This is a genomic window from Nocardia sp. NBC_01503 (genome assembly GCF_036327755.1).
GTDB lineage: Bacteria > Actinomycetota > Actinomycetes > Mycobacteriales > Mycobacteriaceae > Nocardia.
This window is the reverse complement of sequence record NZ_CP109596.1, coordinates 2,104,836-2,122,609: the sequence shown is the minus strand read 5'-3', so window position 1 is coordinate 2,122,609 and position 17,774 is coordinate 2,104,836. Positions and strand designations below refer to the sequence as shown.

Below are 17,774 nucleotides of genomic sequence, written 5' to 3'. Positions count from 1 at the left end.
GGTGGGTGAAAGATGTTCAGCGGCTGCGTGTTTCGGTGCGTCCACGCTGCTGCTGGTAGTGCCGGTCCAGGTACGGCACGCGTTGTAGGTCCTCGATCTCGTGCCCGGCGTCGAGGTGATCGGAGAGGTCTTTGCCTGCGGCGGCCTGGAGGACACGAACCTCGCCGACGCGGCCGTGCAGGGTTTCGGCGACTTTGGCGGCGTGCCGGTAGCCGGGGCGGTCGCGGTCGGCGATAACCACCACCCGTCCTGCTCCGGTGAGGTAGTGGGCGTGTTCGGGTGTCCAGCTCCCGGCGCCCATGGCGTTGCAGGTGGCTACGAGCCCGGCCTGGTACGCGCGCTGTACGTCCTTTTCGCCTTCGCAGATGTAGATCTCACGGCCGCGGTCGACGGCGTCGAGGACTTCGGGAAGCCGGAACGGAACGGGCGCGAATCCGGTGTGTTCCCACTCGGTTCCGGACCATCGCGCCTGCCAGAACGATTTCGCCTCGCCGTACTCGTGCGGGGTCCGCATACGAGTAACCGCGCCGGCGATGACGCCTTCGGGCCAGCGGTAGACGTAGGTACACACGTTCTCCGCTGGTCCGGTCGGCTCGCCGAGGTTCGGCTTCTCCGGGATCGGGAACTGGGCGTATTCGATCGCCTTGTCCACCAATGACATTCGCGCCGATTGGTTCTGTTGAACTCGCGGATCAGGTTGCCGCTGGGATCGGTTCGGATTGCGTTCGGGTAGCCGGTCCCACATGTCGCGGACCTGAAGATTCACCTTCGACAGGACTTCCTTGTCGTCGCAGTGGGCGAAGCAGCGGACGATCGTCTTGCCTTGCGCGGGGTCGTAGCGGACTCCGAGCGAGGGTGTGTGGTGTTGTCCGTCGGCTTCGTGGACCGGGCACAGGTACAGGGTCCAGCGGTTGCGGTCTTTGCCCGGTCCCATCGCCGCGGTGAGGGCGGCGTTGATGACTTGCCACGAACGGCCTTGCGGTGGTGGAGGTTCCATGAGGTCTCACCGCTCCCGCTGGATCGATCTGTGTGGGCGATCGGTGCCGAAGGTGGGGGTTGGGGTGTCGGGCGACCATCGGTAGGCGTCGGGGGCGTTGCGTTCGTAGTCGACCTCGAAGGTGTTGCTGGACAGCTCTTGTGCCTGCTCGATGTTTCGCCACTGCACCGGGGTGAGTTGGTCTTGGCCGACTTCGTCGCGGTAGTACTGCGCCCAGGACAGGTGTCGGCGAGCCTGCTCCGGGGCGAACTGCCAGGTCTCGAAAGCCAGGTTCAGGTGGCGCCAGTCTGTGGCGTGCGGTCCGGTGTACCAGCCCGTATCGATCTGGGTGCGGCGGCGGCTGATGTCGTCTATCTCTGGCTGGGTGGCACGCTGGTTCATGGCGTGCGCCAATTCGTCAGTGAGCCGTACGTGTTCGGCGAAGTCCGAACGCATGGCTTCCTCGTGCTCGTGGTGCACGGTTACCGCCCCCGCTCGATTCCGTGCTTGGGCGGGTTCATCTGGCGCACGGCGGAGCGTTCCTCGTTCGCCAGGTTCTGGGCCTGGATCAAGCTCTGCCGCTGCACTTCGGTCACGCCCAGGTCGTAGCCGTGGACGCGGCGGTTGTGCTCGATGTTCTCCAGGAACCGGCGCATGGTGTCGGGCCGCTCGCGGCAATCCTGGTAGGCGTCGGACAGGTACTGCCAGTGCTCGGCGTGCGGTCCGGCCAGCCAGCGGCGGTCGTATTCCTCGGTTTTGGTGTGGATCTGGTCGAGTTCGGTCTCGGTGACGTCGGGCTTCCATCCCTGCCAGCCCAGGGCGGCGCGGTCCTGGAATTCGGTGCGCATGATCTCTTCGTGTTCGTGCTCCATGGGTTATCGGCCTCTCTCGATCTCGTGCTGGGGTTCGGGGTGTTCGTTAGGGGCGCGGGTGTGGTCCAGGCGCGCGAGGTCGCGGGCCTGGAACAGGCTGCGGCGTTGTACGTCGGTGAGCCCGAAGTCGCGGTAGAGCTGGTGGTTGTGTTCGACGTCGGAGACGAACCGCGCCATCTGCTTGGGGCGCTGCTGCCAGTCGTCGTAGGCCGATTGCAGGAACGCCCACTCGTCGACGTGCGGTCCGGCGTACCAGCGCTGGTCGTAGTCGGCCTGCCGGGTGTAGATCCGGTTCAGCTCGGCTTCGGTGATGTCGCTGCGGAATGCGTTGCGGGACAGCCGGGTCTGTTCGAAGAACTCGCGGCGCATCATCTCTTCGTGTTCGCGGTACATGGCGCTCACCGGCTCCGCTCGATCGGCGGGCGAGGGGTCTGCGGAGTGCCGTTGCTGCGCGGGGCGCGGTCGGGCGGCTCCATCGGCTGAGTGGTGCCCGTGCCCGATTCCTGTTCGGCCGCAACACGTTCGCGGCTGCCGTATCGCTTGTGCGCGGGGGTGTTCCGGGCGAGCTGCTGCACCGCCTCGTCGCGTTCGGAGCGGTACTTGTCGCGTTCGACTCCGGTGGTGATCACCTTGTTGCGCAGGTCCTTGATCTCGGCCGCGAGTCGGGTGTTGGTGTTCTTCAACGTCGTGACCTCGCCGGTGGTCGCGGCGAGCTGCCGCTTATGCTCGTCACGGTCGGCAGTCACCGCGTCCATGCCGCCGTGCAGCACGTCCACCCGGAACGCGAGTCGATCGCGTTCCTCGGCAAGCGCTTTGATCTGCTGCTCTACCTGCGTGAGCCGGTCGGCCTGCGACGGCTGCGCCGAATGCTGCTGCTGGGCCGGAGGTTCGGGCGGCACATGCTCGGGTTCGGGCGCATGGTCCTGCGTGTGTGCGCGGGACTGTTCCGGATCCCAGCCTCTGACCTCATCAGCCGCCATTCCCACCGGGCCGACCGCAGCGCGGGCACTCTCGACGGGATTGCGGTTGTCCCATACCGTGACCGCGAATTCCTCACCGCGGCGGCCGCTGTGCTGGCGGTAGGACTCCAACTGCCGCCGCGTCCACGCGATGGCCTGCGCTTCGCTGGCGAACACGCCCCGGCGGGGGCGGTCCTGATGCGGGACCGAGGCGTACCCGGGCTCGTGTTCGCGCCCGATCAACGAAGACGGGCCCACACTGGCCACGAACGGTGTCGGATCACCCGAACCCACTGCGGGCGAGGGGTTTCCGGATTCGAGGGCAGCGATCCGGCGTCGCAGCACATCGTTCTCGGCGGCGAGTTGCTGCGGGTCGGTGCGGTGTGCGTTCTGGGCACGCCGCAGCACCGCTGCCCGGGCTGTGGCGTCACGGTCGGCGGTGACACGCTGCTGCGAACGCAGCCCGATGCCCTGCACCTCCAGGCTGGTGCGCGGGTTGAGCTTGTAGAACACCCTTCCTGCCCGGGGGTACTGGTTGTTCTCGATATCGTTGAGTGCCTGCACCACCTGTCCGCGGCGGTCGAGCGGCAGTGGGGTGTCGTGGACGGTGGACTCGATCGAGTTCCGCATCGCCGCCAACCGCTGGTAGGCGTCCCTGGTTGCGGTGGGTTCGTTCGGGCCGGCCAGATCCAGCAGGTCGGACATGGCCGCGTGTTCGCGGCTGTAGTCCATCACGCGTTTGGTGAACCAGGCTTCGTTGATGCGCTGGGCACCGACCTGGGCCTCGACGTACTGGGCCAGCTCCTTGCGTTCGGAGCGGCTCAGCCGCACCGCCTTGGCCTGCGGGGACCGATGGTTGCGGAACCAGGAGTGCGCGGCGTCGACAATCCGGCGAAGGCTGCGGCCTGTGTCTTTGGTGATGTCATCCATCTCGGACATGAGTGATGTATTCCTTTCGGTGATAAGGGGATTGGGCTATCGGGTGCGGCGCGGACGCCGCTGTTGCTGTTCGGTGAGCTGGTTTTCGCGGTGGTCCGCCGCGGCGTCGGTCAGGCTCAACCGGCTCGCGGCGCGGTGAGCGCGGTTCAGCGCTTCGTCGGTGAGAGACAGACGCGCGTCGGCGGTGTGTAGAGCGCCGAGTACTCGGTTGGTGAGTTCGAGCTGCTCGATCGGGTCGCCCAGGTTGTCCACGCGCAGAGCCTCGGGGGAGCGGTCGAGTACCTCGTAGCTGTCCCGCAGATCCTTGAGCGTGCGGCGCAGGTCCTGGACCTTGTCGACGGCGTCGGCGATATCGCTGTACAGGTCGGACGGGATCGGAAGGAGCGGCTCATTGCTGTTGTCGGGCATGGGGTTTCACTCCTCGTTTGTGGTGGTTTCGGTGGCGTATGGTCCGGAGAAGTCCGGATAGAGGGCACCGTCGGCAGAAGACGGCTGCCAGATGGCGGCCTGCGGGATCCGCACGAATTGCGCTGTGCTCACCAGTTTTTCGGCGGCTTCCAGTCGCAGCTGGTCGAGCTCGGACAGACCGCTGCGCACGTTCCATCCGCGTCGGCGGCCGAATTCGTTCACCAGTGCGTTCAGGTGGGTGGTCCAGATGGCGCCGGCCTCGGAGTCCCGGCCCATCGTGACGGCGCGTTCGATCTCCTCGATCAGCGCGGGCACGGTCAATTCAGTCAGGTCCTGGCAACGGTTGCGGATCAACAGCAGCGGCGGCTGGAATCCTGCGCGGGTGGCCGCGGCCACCGTGTCGCGGGTGTGGAGGCGGTCGGTCTCGGCAGCGGCGCGGTCAGCGCGGCGCCGGTCCAGTTCGGTGCGGTCGGCGGGGGAGAGTCGGCGGTAGGCGACGGCGTGGGTGAGTTTGCCGAGGGGGTCGTAGTTGTCGATCGCGATTATCGTGGCGACGGTGACGGCTCCGGCGGTCACTCCTGCGGTGAGTCCGATGACTGCGGTGCGAATGTGGTTGGGGTTCATGGGGTGTGCTGTCCTTCCTGGGTGTTCGGCTGGGCTATGCGGTGCGCGTGTTTTCGTGCCGGGTGCGGGCCAGATCGACGCGGGACACCCCGGTGCGCATGGCGTGGGCGAGTCCGCCGATCAGCGCGGCGACGGTGCGGCCGAATGCGGTGGCCACTGCGGCCAGGACCTGCGGGATGGGCGGGCGCAGTGCGGTGTTCCAGCACAGGTAGGCAATCCAGCCCAACCCATAGACGATGAGCGGGACCGCGACCACGTCCGGCTGACCCCACGCGGTGAGCGCCAGGGCAGCCGCGACCAGCAGCAGCCCACCGAATCCGGCGCGCAGCAACCGCGGCCGCGAACCCGCCCGGACCGTCGGGGCGTCGATATGCTCGGGCACCTCGTGGTCGCCGGTCTTCACCAGCCGCAGAGCGGGTTTCGGGGATCCCGGCGTAATGGGAGCCTCCGGTTCGGGGGCATTGCGGCGGCGATCGGCGGCGGCCACGGCCGCGGCGAGGAAGTCGCTGGCCTCGTCGCTGAGGATGTCGCCGACTCGGCCCTCGGGAATCCCGGCCAGAATCTCGCTGAGCTCGCCCCGATCGCGGGGTTTGCGGCCGCGCCGGTGCTCGTGGTCGTCCTCGTTGTGGTCGTCGTTGCCTCGGATGATGCGCATTTCGGTTGTTCTCCAATCGATTTCGGTGACGTGGGTTATGCGGCGGCGATCGTGGGAGCTCCGCCGGTGGCGGGGCGTGCCTGGGCGGCGGCGGTGCCGGGAAGTGGGGACAGATCAGCGGGGTTGATGGGGACGATGTGGCCGAAGCTGGCGCGGCCGGCCTTGGCGTAGACGAATTCGCCGGTGTCGAAGCGGCGCACCCGATCCGGGTCGACCAGCCAGCGCTCACCGACCGAGACCTGGCCCTCGTCGCCGTGGCGCTGGCCCTTGATCAGGTGCCGCGAGGGCAGCATGGTGCGCACCGAACCGAAGTGCTTGCACAGCTCGCCGACGTTCTCGCAGTAGCCGATCAACAACCCGCCCGCGCATGCCTTGAGCAGCCGGTCCAAGCTCCATTTGTCCCCGGCGAGCCCTTCGGGAGATTGGCTGGCGAAGACCAGCGCAACCCCTTGGGAGCGACCACGTTCGGCGATCTCTTCCAAACCGATCGATCCGCGGGAAGTGGTCAGGGCGCTGGCCTCGTCCAGATAGATCGTCACCGAACGGCGCAGGTGTTTGACCGTCCGTCCCGCGCGCTGCATCACCAGCCGCAAGGTGGCGGAGACTTGGGCGCGGGCGGCGTCCTTGTCCATGCCGGGCACGGTCATGAACAGCACCGTCAACTCGGTGATGTCCTTACCGGCGTCGAACACCACGCGCCCGTCGTGGTCGGTGAGCTGCTCGAACAGGTTGGTGCACTTGATCAGCGCGTCGTCGATCTGCGGAACCTTCTCCGCCTGCAATGCCTCGACCTGACGCACCACGTCGGGGGCGTCGTTCCAGATCGCCTTGAGCACCTCAGGGTCCAGACGGCGGCGAAACTCGGTGCTGCTGTCGGGCGGGCCGATCGGGGGGTCGATCACCAACGAGACGATGCGGCGGCGCATCTCGTCGAAATGCTGGCCTTCGCTGGTGGAGGCTTCGCCGGCGGACAGGAGATCGCCGATGATGGCGCGCTGGTCGCGGGCGGGCATGTTGCGCCAGAAATCCAGACGATCCCCGCCCGGGATCACCAGCCCGATCTCCTCGCGCGGAATGCCCAGAGCCAGTGCGATGGACAGGATTTCCAGACCGAAGTTCCTGTCGTCCTCCCCGCCCTTGCAGGTGATGATCGCCAGCTGCGGTTTGGGATGGCGGGCGCTCATGCCGGGTACGTCTTTCCAGCGCTGCCAGGCAAGCCACTCGTAGACGAACACCGCGATCGCGTGGGTTTTGATCAGCTCGGTCTTACCGCTGCCGGTGGTCGCGATAATCCCTTGGTGCCGTTTGACTTCCGCGTGCGGAACCGTCATCCAATGCTGATGCCGAGCGGTCAAGGCACGTGCCAGACCCAACGGGCGTGCGCTGTTGCGATCGGCCAGCGTGCCCAGCACGATGGTGCGGCCCGCGCTGTAAGGTGCACCGAGCTTGGCGGCGCGGGCAGCGGCACGAAATCGCCGCGCGGACAACGCTTCCTGCACCCGTTCGGTGCGGCCCAGGTTCTTGAGTCCGACCGTGTTGGTCTTGAGCACAAACGATGCCCAGCAGTAGGTCGCGGTCAGCGCCGCGATCGGTGCTCCGAGTGCGAGCATCATCCGCAGCCCGGACAAGTCCCCGCTCGTGACCTGTTCGGCGCCGGTCCAGAACAGGGTGAGCGGGGTCGAGAGCGATCCCCCGGCCAGCGCCGAGGTGATCGGCAGCAGCAGCGCGGCGATCGCGAAGTTCCGCAGCCGATGCGGTTCCAGCGGCCACCCGTAGGCCAGGGCCACGATCATGATGAGCATCGCGACCAGGACCATCCCGGCGACCAACGACGTCGCCGCGATATGTGTGGCGTGCGACAGATCCGGGGCGTGCCAGCTGGTCAGCTGCACCTGCGGAGCACCGGGCGGGGCCTGCGGACCGAGCTGGTCGAATCCGGTACCGGTCGGCGCGGGGGTGGTGGTCGGGAACGTTGTGGAGGGGAAGGGGTTGAAGACCGGCGGCGGTTGCGCGTGGTCGCAGTCCTGTGGGGTGATCAGCGGGACACAGTCGTTGCTCATGAGGCTTCCTTAGTGATGTGCAAGCGCCTACGCGCGGCCTGCGCGGCCCGCTGTTCGGTGCGTTTGGCCAGGTACCGGCTCCAGTCGTCGTCGAGATCGCGGGCCTCGAAATCGATGTCCATGGCCGCGATCTCGGCGGGCAGGCGATCGACCGCGGCGTACACGCCGTCGGCCACGCTCGCGGTGCGGCACAGATACAGCAGCCCCACCAGCTCGGAGACCTGCTGAAACGGCGGCATGGTGCGCGCGGCGCGCATGGCACCGCGCAAGGCGATGTCCATGTCGTCGGCGTTCTTGCGGGTGAGTTCGACTTCCACTGCCCACCAACGCAATTCGCCATTGACGCGGCGTAGTACCCACCCGTCGTGCACGTGTGGTTTGCCTTGGCGGGGTTCGCGTCCGGAGCTGAACTGCGCCGGGGCCCGGGTGGCGGTGGCGATCTCCTCGGCCCGGTGCCGGAGCTGGCGTTCGGACACCCACCGGTGCGGGTCGGAACCGACCAGCATGATGCGGGCTTGGGCGACCGCGCGGTCGTGGTTGGCGTACATCATCGACGGCGTCCAGTCCTTGGGCCGCCACCCCAGATGCCGTTGCGCGGGTTCCTTTTTCGCCACAGCCCACGCCTTGCCCTGCCCTACCCGGGTGAGCGGATACAGGTAGCCGTCGCGGATCAACGGCCGGATGATGTCGTAGGCGGTGCTGATTCCGACACCGAGGAATTCCGCGACCAGATCGACCTGCATACCGCGCATTTCGGCGGTCACGGCCAAGACCTGGTTCTGTCGTTCGGTGATCGCACCACTGCTCTTGGTGGGCAGTAGCCGTCCCATCGATCCGTAGGGGATGCCGATCGCCGCGGCGATTTCGGTCTTGGTCAGACCCTCCGCGCGCAGCGCTTCGGCCTCGCCCAGGCACCGCTCGACCTTGCTCAACGGGATTTCCAGCGTGCGAGCGATCTCCGCGTAGGTCAGGCCGGCATCGCGCAGTCCACCCGCGATCCCGGTCCGGTACCGCAATTCCTGTGTGGCATAGAGATTCCGCTTGTTGTGGTCGGTGATCATCGTGTGCGCTCCCTCCGGGCTACTGCGGCTTGCCGGGCGGCGATGCCGTCCAACAGCGCGTCCAATTCCTGAGCGGGCATCGGACCGACCCACCGCTCCGGGCGGGCCGGCCTGTTGGGCGCCTCGCGTCGGGCGGCGATATCGCGGCGGGCCTGCACGATCACCTCGCCCATGTCCTGGTCCGGTCGCGGAGTGACCCCGCACATCGGGCAGCGCCGGGAGGCGCCTCCCTCTCGTTTGAGCTGGCGCTCACGACCGCGGGTGCCATCCCAGGTGCGAGCCAGGGAGAAACCGATACCGGCCTCACGAATGACGGACATCAACCGCGCCCCGCGCCCATCGCGATGATCAGCGAGCCGCGACTCCAGATCCGAGGTCCAGCCCGTGTAGTGCCGGGCATGGCGGTACGGCTGATCGAAATGCAGCAGATAGACCGTGCCGGGGACGTTTTCGCGCTTCATCGCGACCGCTCGATCTGGCTGCGCTGCGGTGCCGAAGGTTTCGGTTCGCGCATCGCCCGAAGCCCTTTGACGAACTCAGGGCCATATTCGACCGCGCAGAATGCATCGAGTGCAGCATCACGGTCCGTCCATGCCGAGTCGTGCACTGCCTGCCAGTGCTCGATCCTCTGGTCCTCCGCGTCGCAGTCCTTGTAGCGCTTGCGCGCCTTCACATCCAATGCCGCGTCAAGCACGTCCGACAGGACGTCCGCGACCACTTCCGTGCGCTGCATCTCTGCCTTGAGGCGGGCAAGTTCAACTGCTGGCCGGTCGGAGGCATTCATCGCTGCTCCTCGACCAGCTCGAAAAAGTCAGAGGTCAGACGCACCGCATCGATCCCCAGAACCCGCATCGGCGTAGTTACCGCGCCATCGTCGGAGACCTTCCGGATGACCGTGCACGTCACCGCGCGCAGCGTCCGGCCCTTGTAATCGACTGTCGGCGTGCGGATCTCATCGACCCGCAAGGTCCGAAGGTCGCTACGTCCCGGCATCGCGTCCCGGTACAGCTGCCCGATCCGGAGGATCTGCTGGTTCCGCGTCATCGGGCCACCTCCGGCGCGGCCGGGGCCTGGCGGTCGACATGCACGCAGTCGATACGGGTCACCTCGTCGGCGCGGCAGACGTTCACCGACGGCGCCATCGTGGGGGTCTGCTGCTCCAACTGGATGCCAATCACGATCCCGCCGGCGAACAGCACCAGGCCTCCGAAGAGGAAGAATCGCCAACGCTGCGGAGCTACCTGAAAACCGTTCTGCAACAACCCGTTTGCGTCGTACTCGGGCCGGTTGTACGTGTTCAGGGCACCGACGTGATGGTGCGAGTACCCGCTCATCGCCGACCTCCCAACCAGCCGCGGCGCGGGCGGGCCAGCAGGTAAACGCCGACCAGGAACGCTGGGACCAGCACAACCTCGGGATGCGTGAACAGTGCACAAGCCATCGACAAGGCGATGAATGTGAAGAGTGCGGAGCGGGTTCTCATGCCGCACCACCCGAGTGGTCAGCCAAGATCGGCCGGGCGAGCGCGAGCAGTTCGTCACGGTTCACGCGCCACATGCGGCCGTTGATCCGAAATCCTTGCAGGTCACCGGCTTTGATCCAGTTCTTGATCGTCTTCGCATCCACCTCGACCAGCGCGGCCGCGGTCTTGAGGCTGATTAGATTTCGCGCCCTACGTGGGTCAGGCGCGGATCGGTCTGAGGTTTCCAACGGGCTCACTCCTTGAGGTGGAAGGGAATGGAAATGTCTGCCATTTCCGTGTGATGGGCGTCATAAGCGCCTGATCACATGTTCCGACCACTGAATGTCCGCTTCGAGGCCCAGAAAGAGGACATGGATAGGCCATCGAATGGCCCATTCGGGTGGACCGTGACCTACTGCGGGCCTAGACTTCGCATATGACTACGCCAGGAAACGCCGCCCTGCGGGCGGCACGGCAGGCACTCGGATACCGATCCCAGGCCGCGCTGGCCGAGGCAGTTAACAATGCGGGCCGCGAGATTGGGCTGCGCGTGTCCGTGAACGCGCGAACCGTGCGCCGCTGGGAATCCGCTGATCCGCCATGGCCGCACCCGGAGCATGCGACCGCGCTTGAAGCGCTGTTCAAACAGCCCGTGACCGAGCTCGGATTCACTCCGCCGTGGGAGGAGACCAGTAGCGCGCCGACGCGATCGACCGGCCACTTCGCGACGGAGAAGCGGCTCGGTCAGCGCCTCGTGGGAGCAGTGACCGCGCCTCTACCCGCCTCGGTAGCAACGGATTTCATGACAATCACGGTGTCGTACCGCCACCTGTACTGGCTGATTCCGGCCACCCGTCTACATCGTTCCGTAGCCGATCATGCGCAGCTTGGGATCGAGTTGCTTGCGCAGGTCCCGGAGCCCGCCAAGCCGATACTGGCACGGGCCGTCGCGGAGTCGAGCTTGCTCGCCGGCCGCTTGGAATTCTTCGACTTGCAGCAGCCTGAGCTATCTCAGCCGAGCATGATCGTCGCGCTGCAGGCAGCACACGAAGCTGACGATCCTCTGCTTGGCGCTGCGACCCTTGCGCATATGGCATTCGCACCGGCCTTCTCGGGCGATGTCTCGCGGGCGGAGGAAGCGCGGGATCACATGCGTGCCGCGCGGGCATTCGCGCGTAGAGGCGAGGCCAGTGCGGAAATGGTGGCATGGCTCGACGCGGTAGAGGCTGAGGTCGAAACACGCTTTGGCGACACCCGGCGCGCCCTGAGCCTTATCCAGCACGCTGAGGAGACCTACCGCGACTACGACAGCGAGGCCAATCCTTCCCCGGCATGGCTGGATTGGTTCTCACCGACCCGCTTGGCGGGATTCAAGGGCAACACCCTGATCGTCGCCGGCCGCGGTCGCGAGGCACGCGAAACCCTCGAACAGGTGCTGGTCGACTTGCCCGAGGATGCGGTCAAACAGCGTGCTGTCTACCTCGCGGATCTCGCTGCGGCCGCAGTGCTGGAACAGGACCCCGAACGAGCGTGCGCGAACCTGGAGGATGCCCTCGACCACCTCGGCCGCACGTGGTACGCCACCGCGATGGACCGGATCAAGGCGGTTCGTCAAACCTTGCGGAAGTGGGATTCACTACCAGCCGTCCGGAGCCTAGACGACCGTCTCTACGACTGGCACACCACCGTCAATTCGCTGGTTGGCTAACTGGGTTATTCTCTGCCGCAACAATTTCCGGCAACTCAGTGAGGTCGCGGATCTTCCAATCGGATAGGTCCGCGACCTCCTGCGTGTCACGGAGAATCCAGCCCCACGGGCCGCGCTGGATGTATGCCGTCCGCATGCCGGCCTTCTTCGCCGGCGCGACGTCGTTATCGATCCGGTCGCCCACATAGATGATCTGATCGGCCGAACCTGGCGCTACCTCAACGATTTTCGCGAAGAACTCCGCTGAGGGCTTCTCCACACCCCAATCGTCGGACGTGGCGATGAAATCGGTCGGCAGATCCAGGCTGCGGAGGATCTTGCCCGATCGAACCGTCTGGTTACCGACGATGCCGACCCAGACTCCCATTTCCCGCAGCTGTGACAGCGCCGGACGGACATCCGGGTAGAGATCGTCCTCGCCATAGGTCTCAGGCTGGCCGGCGTCGGCACGGGCCTGCCGCTCCTTGGCAAGGTCGAATCCGGGGCGGAATGCCTGGAAGGTCTCGCGATAGTCCTGCCCGTTCGCGATCACCGCACCGAACATCGCTGTGAAGGTGTGTCGCGGCACTCCGAGCCAATCCGCCCAGGTCCCGTACTCGCGTGTCTCGTCGACAAGCGTCTCACCAACATCGAATACGACAGCGGAAATCATGTGCCCAACCGTACCGAGCGAAAATTTCACTCGCTGCGCCGCGTACGCGTAGAAGCCTCCGGCCGCGTCGTTCTCTCGCTAGTTGACGACAACGGCGTCTACGACCTCCTGCGCGGCGAGGTCAACGCCAGAGTCCAGAACGGCACTGCGGTACACGGCCCAGTCGGCGAGTTTGGGCCTGTCTCGTTCGGCGCCGCGGCGCACTATCCGTGTATGAATCACTTCCGGGGAGGCGGACATCCACACCGTCCGGACGCTCACCGGGTGGTCGACCTTTGCACAAAGATATCCAGCAAGGGAGCAGCTCTCGCTGCGAGCCCTCATCACGTATTCGATGAACGGCGCATCGACGACCACGATCTGGTGCCGGCCGATCGCCAATGCATTCCGCACGAGCGCGTCGTAGATATGCGGACCGACGACCCGCCGATAGATGGCGCTGTCGCGGTCGAATGGGTTTCCTGTCAACTCAGTCATCACCGCTTCTTCGAGCGCCGGTGCGAACGAATCCTTGTCCAGGACAAGCGCATCGCGATCGGCGGCAAGCATGCGCACTCCACTGGACTTCCCAACTGCAGGGAATCCGCATACGACGATGACGCCGGTGGTGAGGTCCTCAACGGCGTGGCGGAGTTCCTCGCGGGTACGGATCGACAGAATGCACGGGTCGTCGGTCATGTCGCCACGTACCTTTCGACAGTCGGATTGATCGTGGTTCCTGCGGGGCGCCAGAGAGCATGCGATGGCGGTCAATGCTATCGAAATACGCTGTTTGGCAAGGGAATTGAGCGGAATTTGCCGGATATACCCCACGTTTGTGGTCAGATCCAACATTCGTCGGTTGATCCTTAGCTACGCCATCGCACGGAGCGCGCCCTGGTGCGCGAACACGCCGCCGGAGTCGGCGCACACCCCACGCAACCACGCTCTCGACGCAAGTTTCGCTGGAACCCCCCTCTTTGTGGTCCTCCTTTTGTGGTCTTCTCTTCTCTCCCAACTCTTCCCAACCTTCTAGTTACTTTTACCTCCCCACCCTTGTCTTTTGGCTCTCGTCTGCTCGTCCCCAACTCTGTTCAGCGAAGCGGGACAGAGTTGGGGACGAGCAGACGAGAGCCCTGCGCCGAAGGCGCAGGTCAGGGCATTGCCTGATGCGATTCTGATGCGATTACGAATCGCATCAGGACCGCGACACGATCGCAACAGGTCCGCGACGAGACCGGTGGTTTTCCTGGGCAGAGGTTGCCGTTTCGATGGTGGCATGTTTCGCCGCCGATGCGGTCTCCGTTAAAGCACAATTGATTCGTGCCAGCTGGTCCGCGAACAGGGTTGTCGGATAACAGATTTGGTCTAGGAGGTCATGCGATGCCGGGCTGGAGTGCGCGGTTCAATCGGTTCGTTGCATCTGTACAAGCTCGAACGAGACCGGAAGCCGCATCAGATGCGGCTGCATACACGGTGCTCATCCCTGTGAAGCCCGATCCTCATGCGTACATCCGCAACGGTTACAACCCAGCAGTTGACACGGTTCCGGTAGACCTGCGACTCCTGGCAGCAGAGGACCGTGATCTCGTAGCCGACTACTACGAGCCGGCCATCAGATCTGTGGGATTTCGAGTACCTGTCGCTGCGGGAACAGTGGAAGCGCTGCTGACTTCGCTTCGGGATAGGCGCCGGGAGTTGGAAGCACGACAGCGTGAGATCGATCGGCAACGTGCTGAGCTGATCACGCAGGCACGGGATGTGTTCGACAAGCGGAGCACTCGCACGGAGAAAAAATGGCTCCATCTCGATGGGAAAGCCGCCGCGGGCTTCTCTTACGAGGTCGTCGTCCCGGACTGGCCTGAGGACATCGACGACGAATCTCGCGGACGCGGAATTGTCCTCGGTCATGGCCCCAACCTCTCGATTGCCGACGTCGTTCATAAAATCGGCGCTGCTGCATGGGTTGCCGAGCTCGCCGCCCTCAATGAGGAGCGTCGGCTCGCTACTCGGGTTAACTACGATCGCCAAATTGCTCAGGAGAAGGCGCAGTTGGAAGCAGGGACCAAGATCCTGTGTGCCTGGGCGCTAACGCGCGAGGATGCGCGCGCAATCGTGGAAAACCGAGCCGGCAAGTGGGTTCGGAAACTTGAGGATCTCTGGATCGAGGCTCACGCACCCGCCGGATATGAAGCGCTGAACAGGGCGATGCATTTTGTCCCCAATAACGAACCCACTCAGGTAGATCTGGAGGCGCTGAAGGCTGCGGAGGCCGTCTGCGATGGAATCGTCATCGCCGATGTCCAGCTTGGGCTAGTCGGCGGTGTACGGGCACGCCCAGAAAATCTCCGGAAGGCCGTTGCGGTCATGGTTACCGCTCCGACTGGTTATTGCTGCACGTTCTGGCGGCGCATCGGATCTGAGCAGTGAGGGACTGTAGTCAACAGCGGTGTCCGGTGTGTCGGGGACGAAGTTCTGAACATCTCGTAGTTTCCACTGGTCACAGGGGTGAACAGGGGTGCTCGAAAGCGTACCGAAGGTAACGATTCGGTCCGGAATTCTGTGTTTCTGTATTTCGGATGGCAAGATGGTGCCCCTGGAGGGCAGATTTGGACGTCAGACCTTCCAGGGGTACGTCAGCGATCAGTTACGAGGCGACCCGTCCCGCTGCCTTGACGAGCCAGCGGTAGGCAACTTCGCCTTTCCGCCCAACGCAGGGCGGGAAAGTGTCATGCTCGTCGTGGTGAGACGGGACGCCGTGCTGGTCGACATAAGTACCGGTGGTCGGGACCCGTTGGCCGGTCTTCCACGAACGGCCGGGACCGAGGGGGTAGTGTTTCTTACGCATGGGTAATTACTCCTTGATAGATTTGGACAGCCGTCGACAAGAGGCTGCTCAGCGCGATGATGTTGACGACGCGCTGCGTTGTGCTGCATGTGGCAGCGAGTGGTTTACCCTCGATGGGAGGGCCGCGGGCCTGGGTCGAGACGCTGGTGTCGTCGCCTTGCGTCGAGACGGAACCGTCAAGGCGTACAGCGGAGTACCGCAGTGCATGGAGTGCGGAAGGTCCGCCAGCGTCTAGGCGGAGGGCGCGCGCTACCGACGATGTCGGAATGCGCGGAATGAGTGGTTCTCCTTTCGAAAAGGGCCGGTCATATGTTCGAGCGTCGCGTCAGAAACACTACACCCGGCGACCGCCAGAACTGTGAAGCACAACATCTTGTGTCGTGTCGTGGGGAAATTCGACCCGCTGTAGCCACAGGTGAGCTGTGCCGTATCCAGAGTTAAATGTGATGCACATCACTTAACTGAAGGTGTGTCGGCATAGAAAAAGGCCGACCACTCGACGTGGCCGGCCTCTGGGTGAGAACGAGTTGCGACGCTCGACTCAGCCCTTTTCGCTCATTGGCAGTGGCCAGTCTTGTCTAGGACATCTTGGAAGTCAATCGACACGACTTCACGACAAATCGTGTCGCCGCATCTTTCTAGTGGCCGCCAGATCTCCGCGCTCTGCGAAACGACCTGGCAGTGAACCTAGTTCGCATCATGATGCGAACTAGGTAAGTTCAGAACTTCACAAGCCAGACGTGTACGAGTCCACGCTCGCCCGGTCCGTGGTGGGGTGGATCTACTTGGAACGGTCAGGGCTGCCTGACGAGTCCTCGAATCTTTAGGCCAACCTCGGAGTCTCGGTTATTGATAGCTTCGTAGACCTTGTGGCCGGAGTCGCGGGCGCCACCGGCCCAGCTCACCCCCTTGGCAGTCTCCTTAGCGGCGATTCCTCCCCAGAACGCCAGATCGCGCTCCCAGCGGATGTAGGACAACACTGAGTCCAGGCTCTCGCCCTCTGGCAACCGCTCGCTTGCGCACCATGACGTGGACCGATGGATCGTTGCACCCAGCCCGGCGAGGACGGCCGGTGAAGTGATCGCCGACTTGGCCTGAAACTCCCCTGCGTACTCCTGGAAGATTGCGCTCAGTTTTTCGACGGTCTCGCGCTTCACTACCTTCATGTCAGTGCCCTCGGGAAGGTCGTCGATCTCGACATCGCCTGAGGCTGCGTGGATTCCGGCTTTTCCGAGGATCGTCGTCACGACCAGCGTCCGCAGGCCGGACAGGGTCATCCATTCGGTGGATTTCGCGCTCACCTGACGCTTGCCTGTCAGGATGAAGTTGGCCAGAGGAGTTTCCTCCTCGTCCACTGTCACAGTGGTTCCGTCAACGAGCGCCTGCGTCACGTTGGTTGCAAAGTCGCGCATATCCATCGACAAGGCAAGTGATTTGTCGACCGGAACGCCCTTCAGGTTGCGGTCGTGGAAGATCTGTCTCGCAGATAGCGTGGAGATTCCGTGGTAGACCTCGAAGGCAACCGTCACCTCGGCGAAGTTGAACTCCTTCATGTCGAATGCCGAGGGGCTCTTCTTAATCCGGTGCATCGCCGTAATCTGTGTCTCTCCGTCAATCGCGATCAAGCCATCCCGGATCGGTAGATACGCCGAGCCGTCAGGTTCGATAACCAGGGGCCGCGGGCACCAGAGTGTGACGGGCGGGACTGACCATGCGTCGCCGAACTCGCCAGTCAGCCCATCCCGGATGTAGTCGGCGTAGCTGCCAATGTTCTTGGACTTTGAGCTGGCAGTAGTGCCGATCACACGCTGGACTTCAGCGCGCATCCGGGCGTAACCGGGCTGCTCGTGGCCGGCCTTCGCATCGCGTGCGGCTTCCTGTTCGACTGTCACCGGGTCGTTGACCATGTACAGCAGATTCTCAATGTCCACCACGCCGATCGCGACGTTTTCGCGGACGGGCATGAGCTTGATCGGCAATCCGGTCGACACAGGCTTGAGGTTTTCGTGGGACACGTGCAGCCTTCCGGGCTTGGTTGCCGGCGCTGGATTGCGCGCCGCCTCAAGAGAGTAGCAGGCTCCACGCAACCGCGGTTAGCTTTTTTTCCAAAGATCCATGCCGCAGTTGCGATCCTAGGGAACTGCGGAGCGATTCGAATGCGTACCAACTGGTCTCATGTGCTCGATCCGTCGATTCCGCCGACCGCGGCAGTTGTGGCCCTCAACGCGGATTGCCTGGTAGGGGTGTGTGGCGGAGGCGCGGGTACCGTCTTGGAATGCGCAGAGATTCAAGCGTGTTGGCGACTACGGTCCCGCCCCTGGGGTCCACGTAAGTCCCAACTATTTCGCTGGTCGTCCGGTTGTATCGACTCGCGTTCGAGTGCGCCGAGTTGTCGAGGAATCGCCGATTGCGCAAGGTACGCAGAAGAATTCGGATGTTGCTGACAGAACTAGTCGTCTGAAGTAGCCACAGTCAGCCGTAATGAAAAGGTCGGGGGTTCGATTCCCCCAGGCGGCTCCAGTAAATGCCCCCGGCGCGTACGCGTCGGGGGCATTTTTCGTTGTACGGGCC

At 64.3% G+C, this 17,774-nt stretch carries 20 protein-coding genes; 2 read left to right on the top strand and 18 right to left on the bottom strand.

Annotated elements, in window-relative coordinates:
* Positions 1-16 precede the first annotated feature (16 nt).
* The 15 genes from OHB26_RS09560 to OHB26_RS09490 form a co-directional block, all read right to left on the bottom strand.
* Positions 17-997, bottom strand: coding sequence for a toprim domain-containing protein (locus OHB26_RS09560; RefSeq protein ID WP_330183841.1), 981 nt, complete (start codon positions 995-997; stop codon positions 17-19).
* Between the two features lie 6 nt (positions 998-1,003).
* A complete protein-coding gene (locus OHB26_RS09555) occupies positions 1,004-1,432 on the bottom strand; it encodes a hypothetical protein (protein WP_330183840.1) in 429 nt (142 codons plus the stop codon).
* A gap of 26 nt (positions 1,433-1,458) precedes the next feature.
* Positions 1,459-1,824: a hypothetical protein gene (locus OHB26_RS09550; protein WP_330183839.1), complete on the bottom strand. Its 366-nt coding sequence runs from the start codon at positions 1,822-1,824 to the stop codon at positions 1,459-1,461.
* Between the two features lie 27 nt (positions 1,825-1,851).
* Positions 1,852-2,250, bottom strand: coding sequence for a hypothetical protein (locus OHB26_RS09545; protein WP_330183838.1), 399 nt, complete (start codon positions 2,248-2,250; stop codon positions 1,852-1,854).
* Positions 2,247-3,746, bottom strand: a complete 1,500-nt coding sequence (locus tag OHB26_RS09540) for a hypothetical protein (protein ID WP_330183837.1) — start codon at positions 3,744-3,746, stop codon at positions 2,247-2,249. The genes OHB26_RS09545 and OHB26_RS09540 overlap by 4 nt, the downstream gene beginning before the upstream one ends.
* Positions 3,747-3,782: 36 nt before the next feature.
* Positions 3,783-4,154: a hypothetical protein gene (locus OHB26_RS09535; RefSeq protein WP_330183836.1), complete on the bottom strand. Its 372-nt coding sequence runs from the start codon at positions 4,152-4,154 to the stop codon at positions 3,783-3,785.
* 6 nt (positions 4,155-4,160) lie between these two features.
* The gene (locus tag OHB26_RS09530) at positions 4,161-4,778 is read right to left on the bottom strand and encodes a hypothetical protein (protein WP_330183835.1); all 618 of its coding nucleotides are present in this window, start codon (positions 4,776-4,778) and stop codon (positions 4,161-4,163) included.
* 34 nt (positions 4,779-4,812) lie between these two features.
* On the bottom strand, positions 4,813-5,433 hold the full coding sequence (locus tag OHB26_RS09525) for a hypothetical protein (protein ID WP_330183834.1): 621 nt from the start codon (positions 5,431-5,433) through the stop codon (positions 4,813-4,815).
* A 35-nt stretch (positions 5,434-5,468) separates the two neighbouring features.
* Complete coding sequence (locus OHB26_RS09520) at positions 5,469-7,493, bottom strand: hypothetical protein (RefSeq protein ID WP_330183833.1); 2,025 nt, start codon at positions 7,491-7,493, stop codon at positions 5,469-5,471.
* Positions 7,490-8,554: a hypothetical protein gene (locus tag OHB26_RS09515; RefSeq protein WP_330183832.1), complete on the bottom strand. Its 1,065-nt coding sequence runs from the start codon at positions 8,552-8,554 to the stop codon at positions 7,490-7,492. Before OHB26_RS09515 ends, OHB26_RS09520 begins: the two co-directional genes overlap by 4 nt.
* Complete coding sequence (locus tag OHB26_RS09510; RefSeq protein WP_330183831.1) at positions 8,551-9,015, bottom strand: hypothetical protein; 465 nt, start codon at positions 9,013-9,015, stop codon at positions 8,551-8,553. The genes OHB26_RS09515 and OHB26_RS09510 overlap by 4 nt, the downstream gene beginning before the upstream one ends.
* Positions 9,012-9,338, bottom strand: a complete 327-nt coding sequence (locus tag OHB26_RS09505) for a hypothetical protein (RefSeq protein ID WP_330183830.1) — start codon at positions 9,336-9,338, stop codon at positions 9,012-9,014. The genes OHB26_RS09510 and OHB26_RS09505 overlap by 4 nt, the downstream gene beginning before the upstream one ends.
* Positions 9,335-9,598 (bottom strand): hypothetical protein, encoded by a 264-nt coding sequence (locus OHB26_RS09500; protein ID WP_330183829.1) that lies wholly within the window; start codon positions 9,596-9,598, stop codon positions 9,335-9,337. The genes OHB26_RS09505 and OHB26_RS09500 overlap by 4 nt, the downstream gene beginning before the upstream one ends.
* A complete protein-coding gene (locus OHB26_RS09495; protein ID WP_330183828.1) occupies positions 9,595-9,888 on the bottom strand; it encodes a hypothetical protein in 294 nt (97 codons plus the stop codon). Before OHB26_RS09495 ends, OHB26_RS09500 begins: the two co-directional genes overlap by 4 nt.
* Before the next feature lie 145 nt (positions 9,889-10,033).
* The gene (locus tag OHB26_RS09490; RefSeq protein ID WP_330183827.1) at positions 10,034-10,273 is read right to left on the bottom strand and encodes a helix-turn-helix domain-containing protein; all 240 of its coding nucleotides are present in this window, start codon (positions 10,271-10,273) and stop codon (positions 10,034-10,036) included.
* Between the two features lie 179 nt (positions 10,274-10,452).
* On the opposite strand from OHB26_RS09490, the gene OHB26_RS09485 reads away from it, so the two are divergent.
* Positions 10,453-11,724, top strand: a complete 1,272-nt coding sequence (locus OHB26_RS09485; protein WP_330183826.1) for an XRE family transcriptional regulator — start codon at positions 10,453-10,455, stop codon at positions 11,722-11,724.
* Here OHB26_RS09485 and OHB26_RS09480 read toward each other — a convergent pair.
* The gene (locus OHB26_RS09480; RefSeq protein WP_330183825.1) at positions 11,705-12,376 is read right to left on the bottom strand and encodes an HAD family hydrolase; all 672 of its coding nucleotides are present in this window, start codon (positions 12,374-12,376) and stop codon (positions 11,705-11,707) included. The two genes, OHB26_RS09485 and OHB26_RS09480, sit on opposite strands and share 20 nt — an antisense overlap.
* A 78-nt stretch (positions 12,377-12,454) precedes the next feature.
* Complete coding sequence (locus tag OHB26_RS09475; protein ID WP_330183824.1) at positions 12,455-13,210, bottom strand: AAA family ATPase; 756 nt, start codon at positions 13,208-13,210, stop codon at positions 12,455-12,457.
* Positions 13,211-13,843: 633 nt separating this feature from the next.
* Here OHB26_RS09475 and OHB26_RS09470 point away from each other — a divergent pair.
* Entirely contained in the window at positions 13,844-14,785 is a 942-nt protein-coding gene (locus OHB26_RS09470; RefSeq protein WP_330183823.1) for a hypothetical protein, read from the top strand.
* Positions 14,786-15,997: 1,212 nt separating this feature from the next.
* On the opposite strand, the gene OHB26_RS09465 is transcribed toward OHB26_RS09470, so the two are convergent.
* Positions 15,998-17,194, bottom strand: coding sequence for a DNA sulfur modification protein DndB (locus OHB26_RS09465; protein ID WP_330183822.1), 1,197 nt, complete (start codon positions 17,192-17,194; stop codon positions 15,998-16,000).
* Positions 17,195-17,774 lie beyond the last annotated feature (580 nt).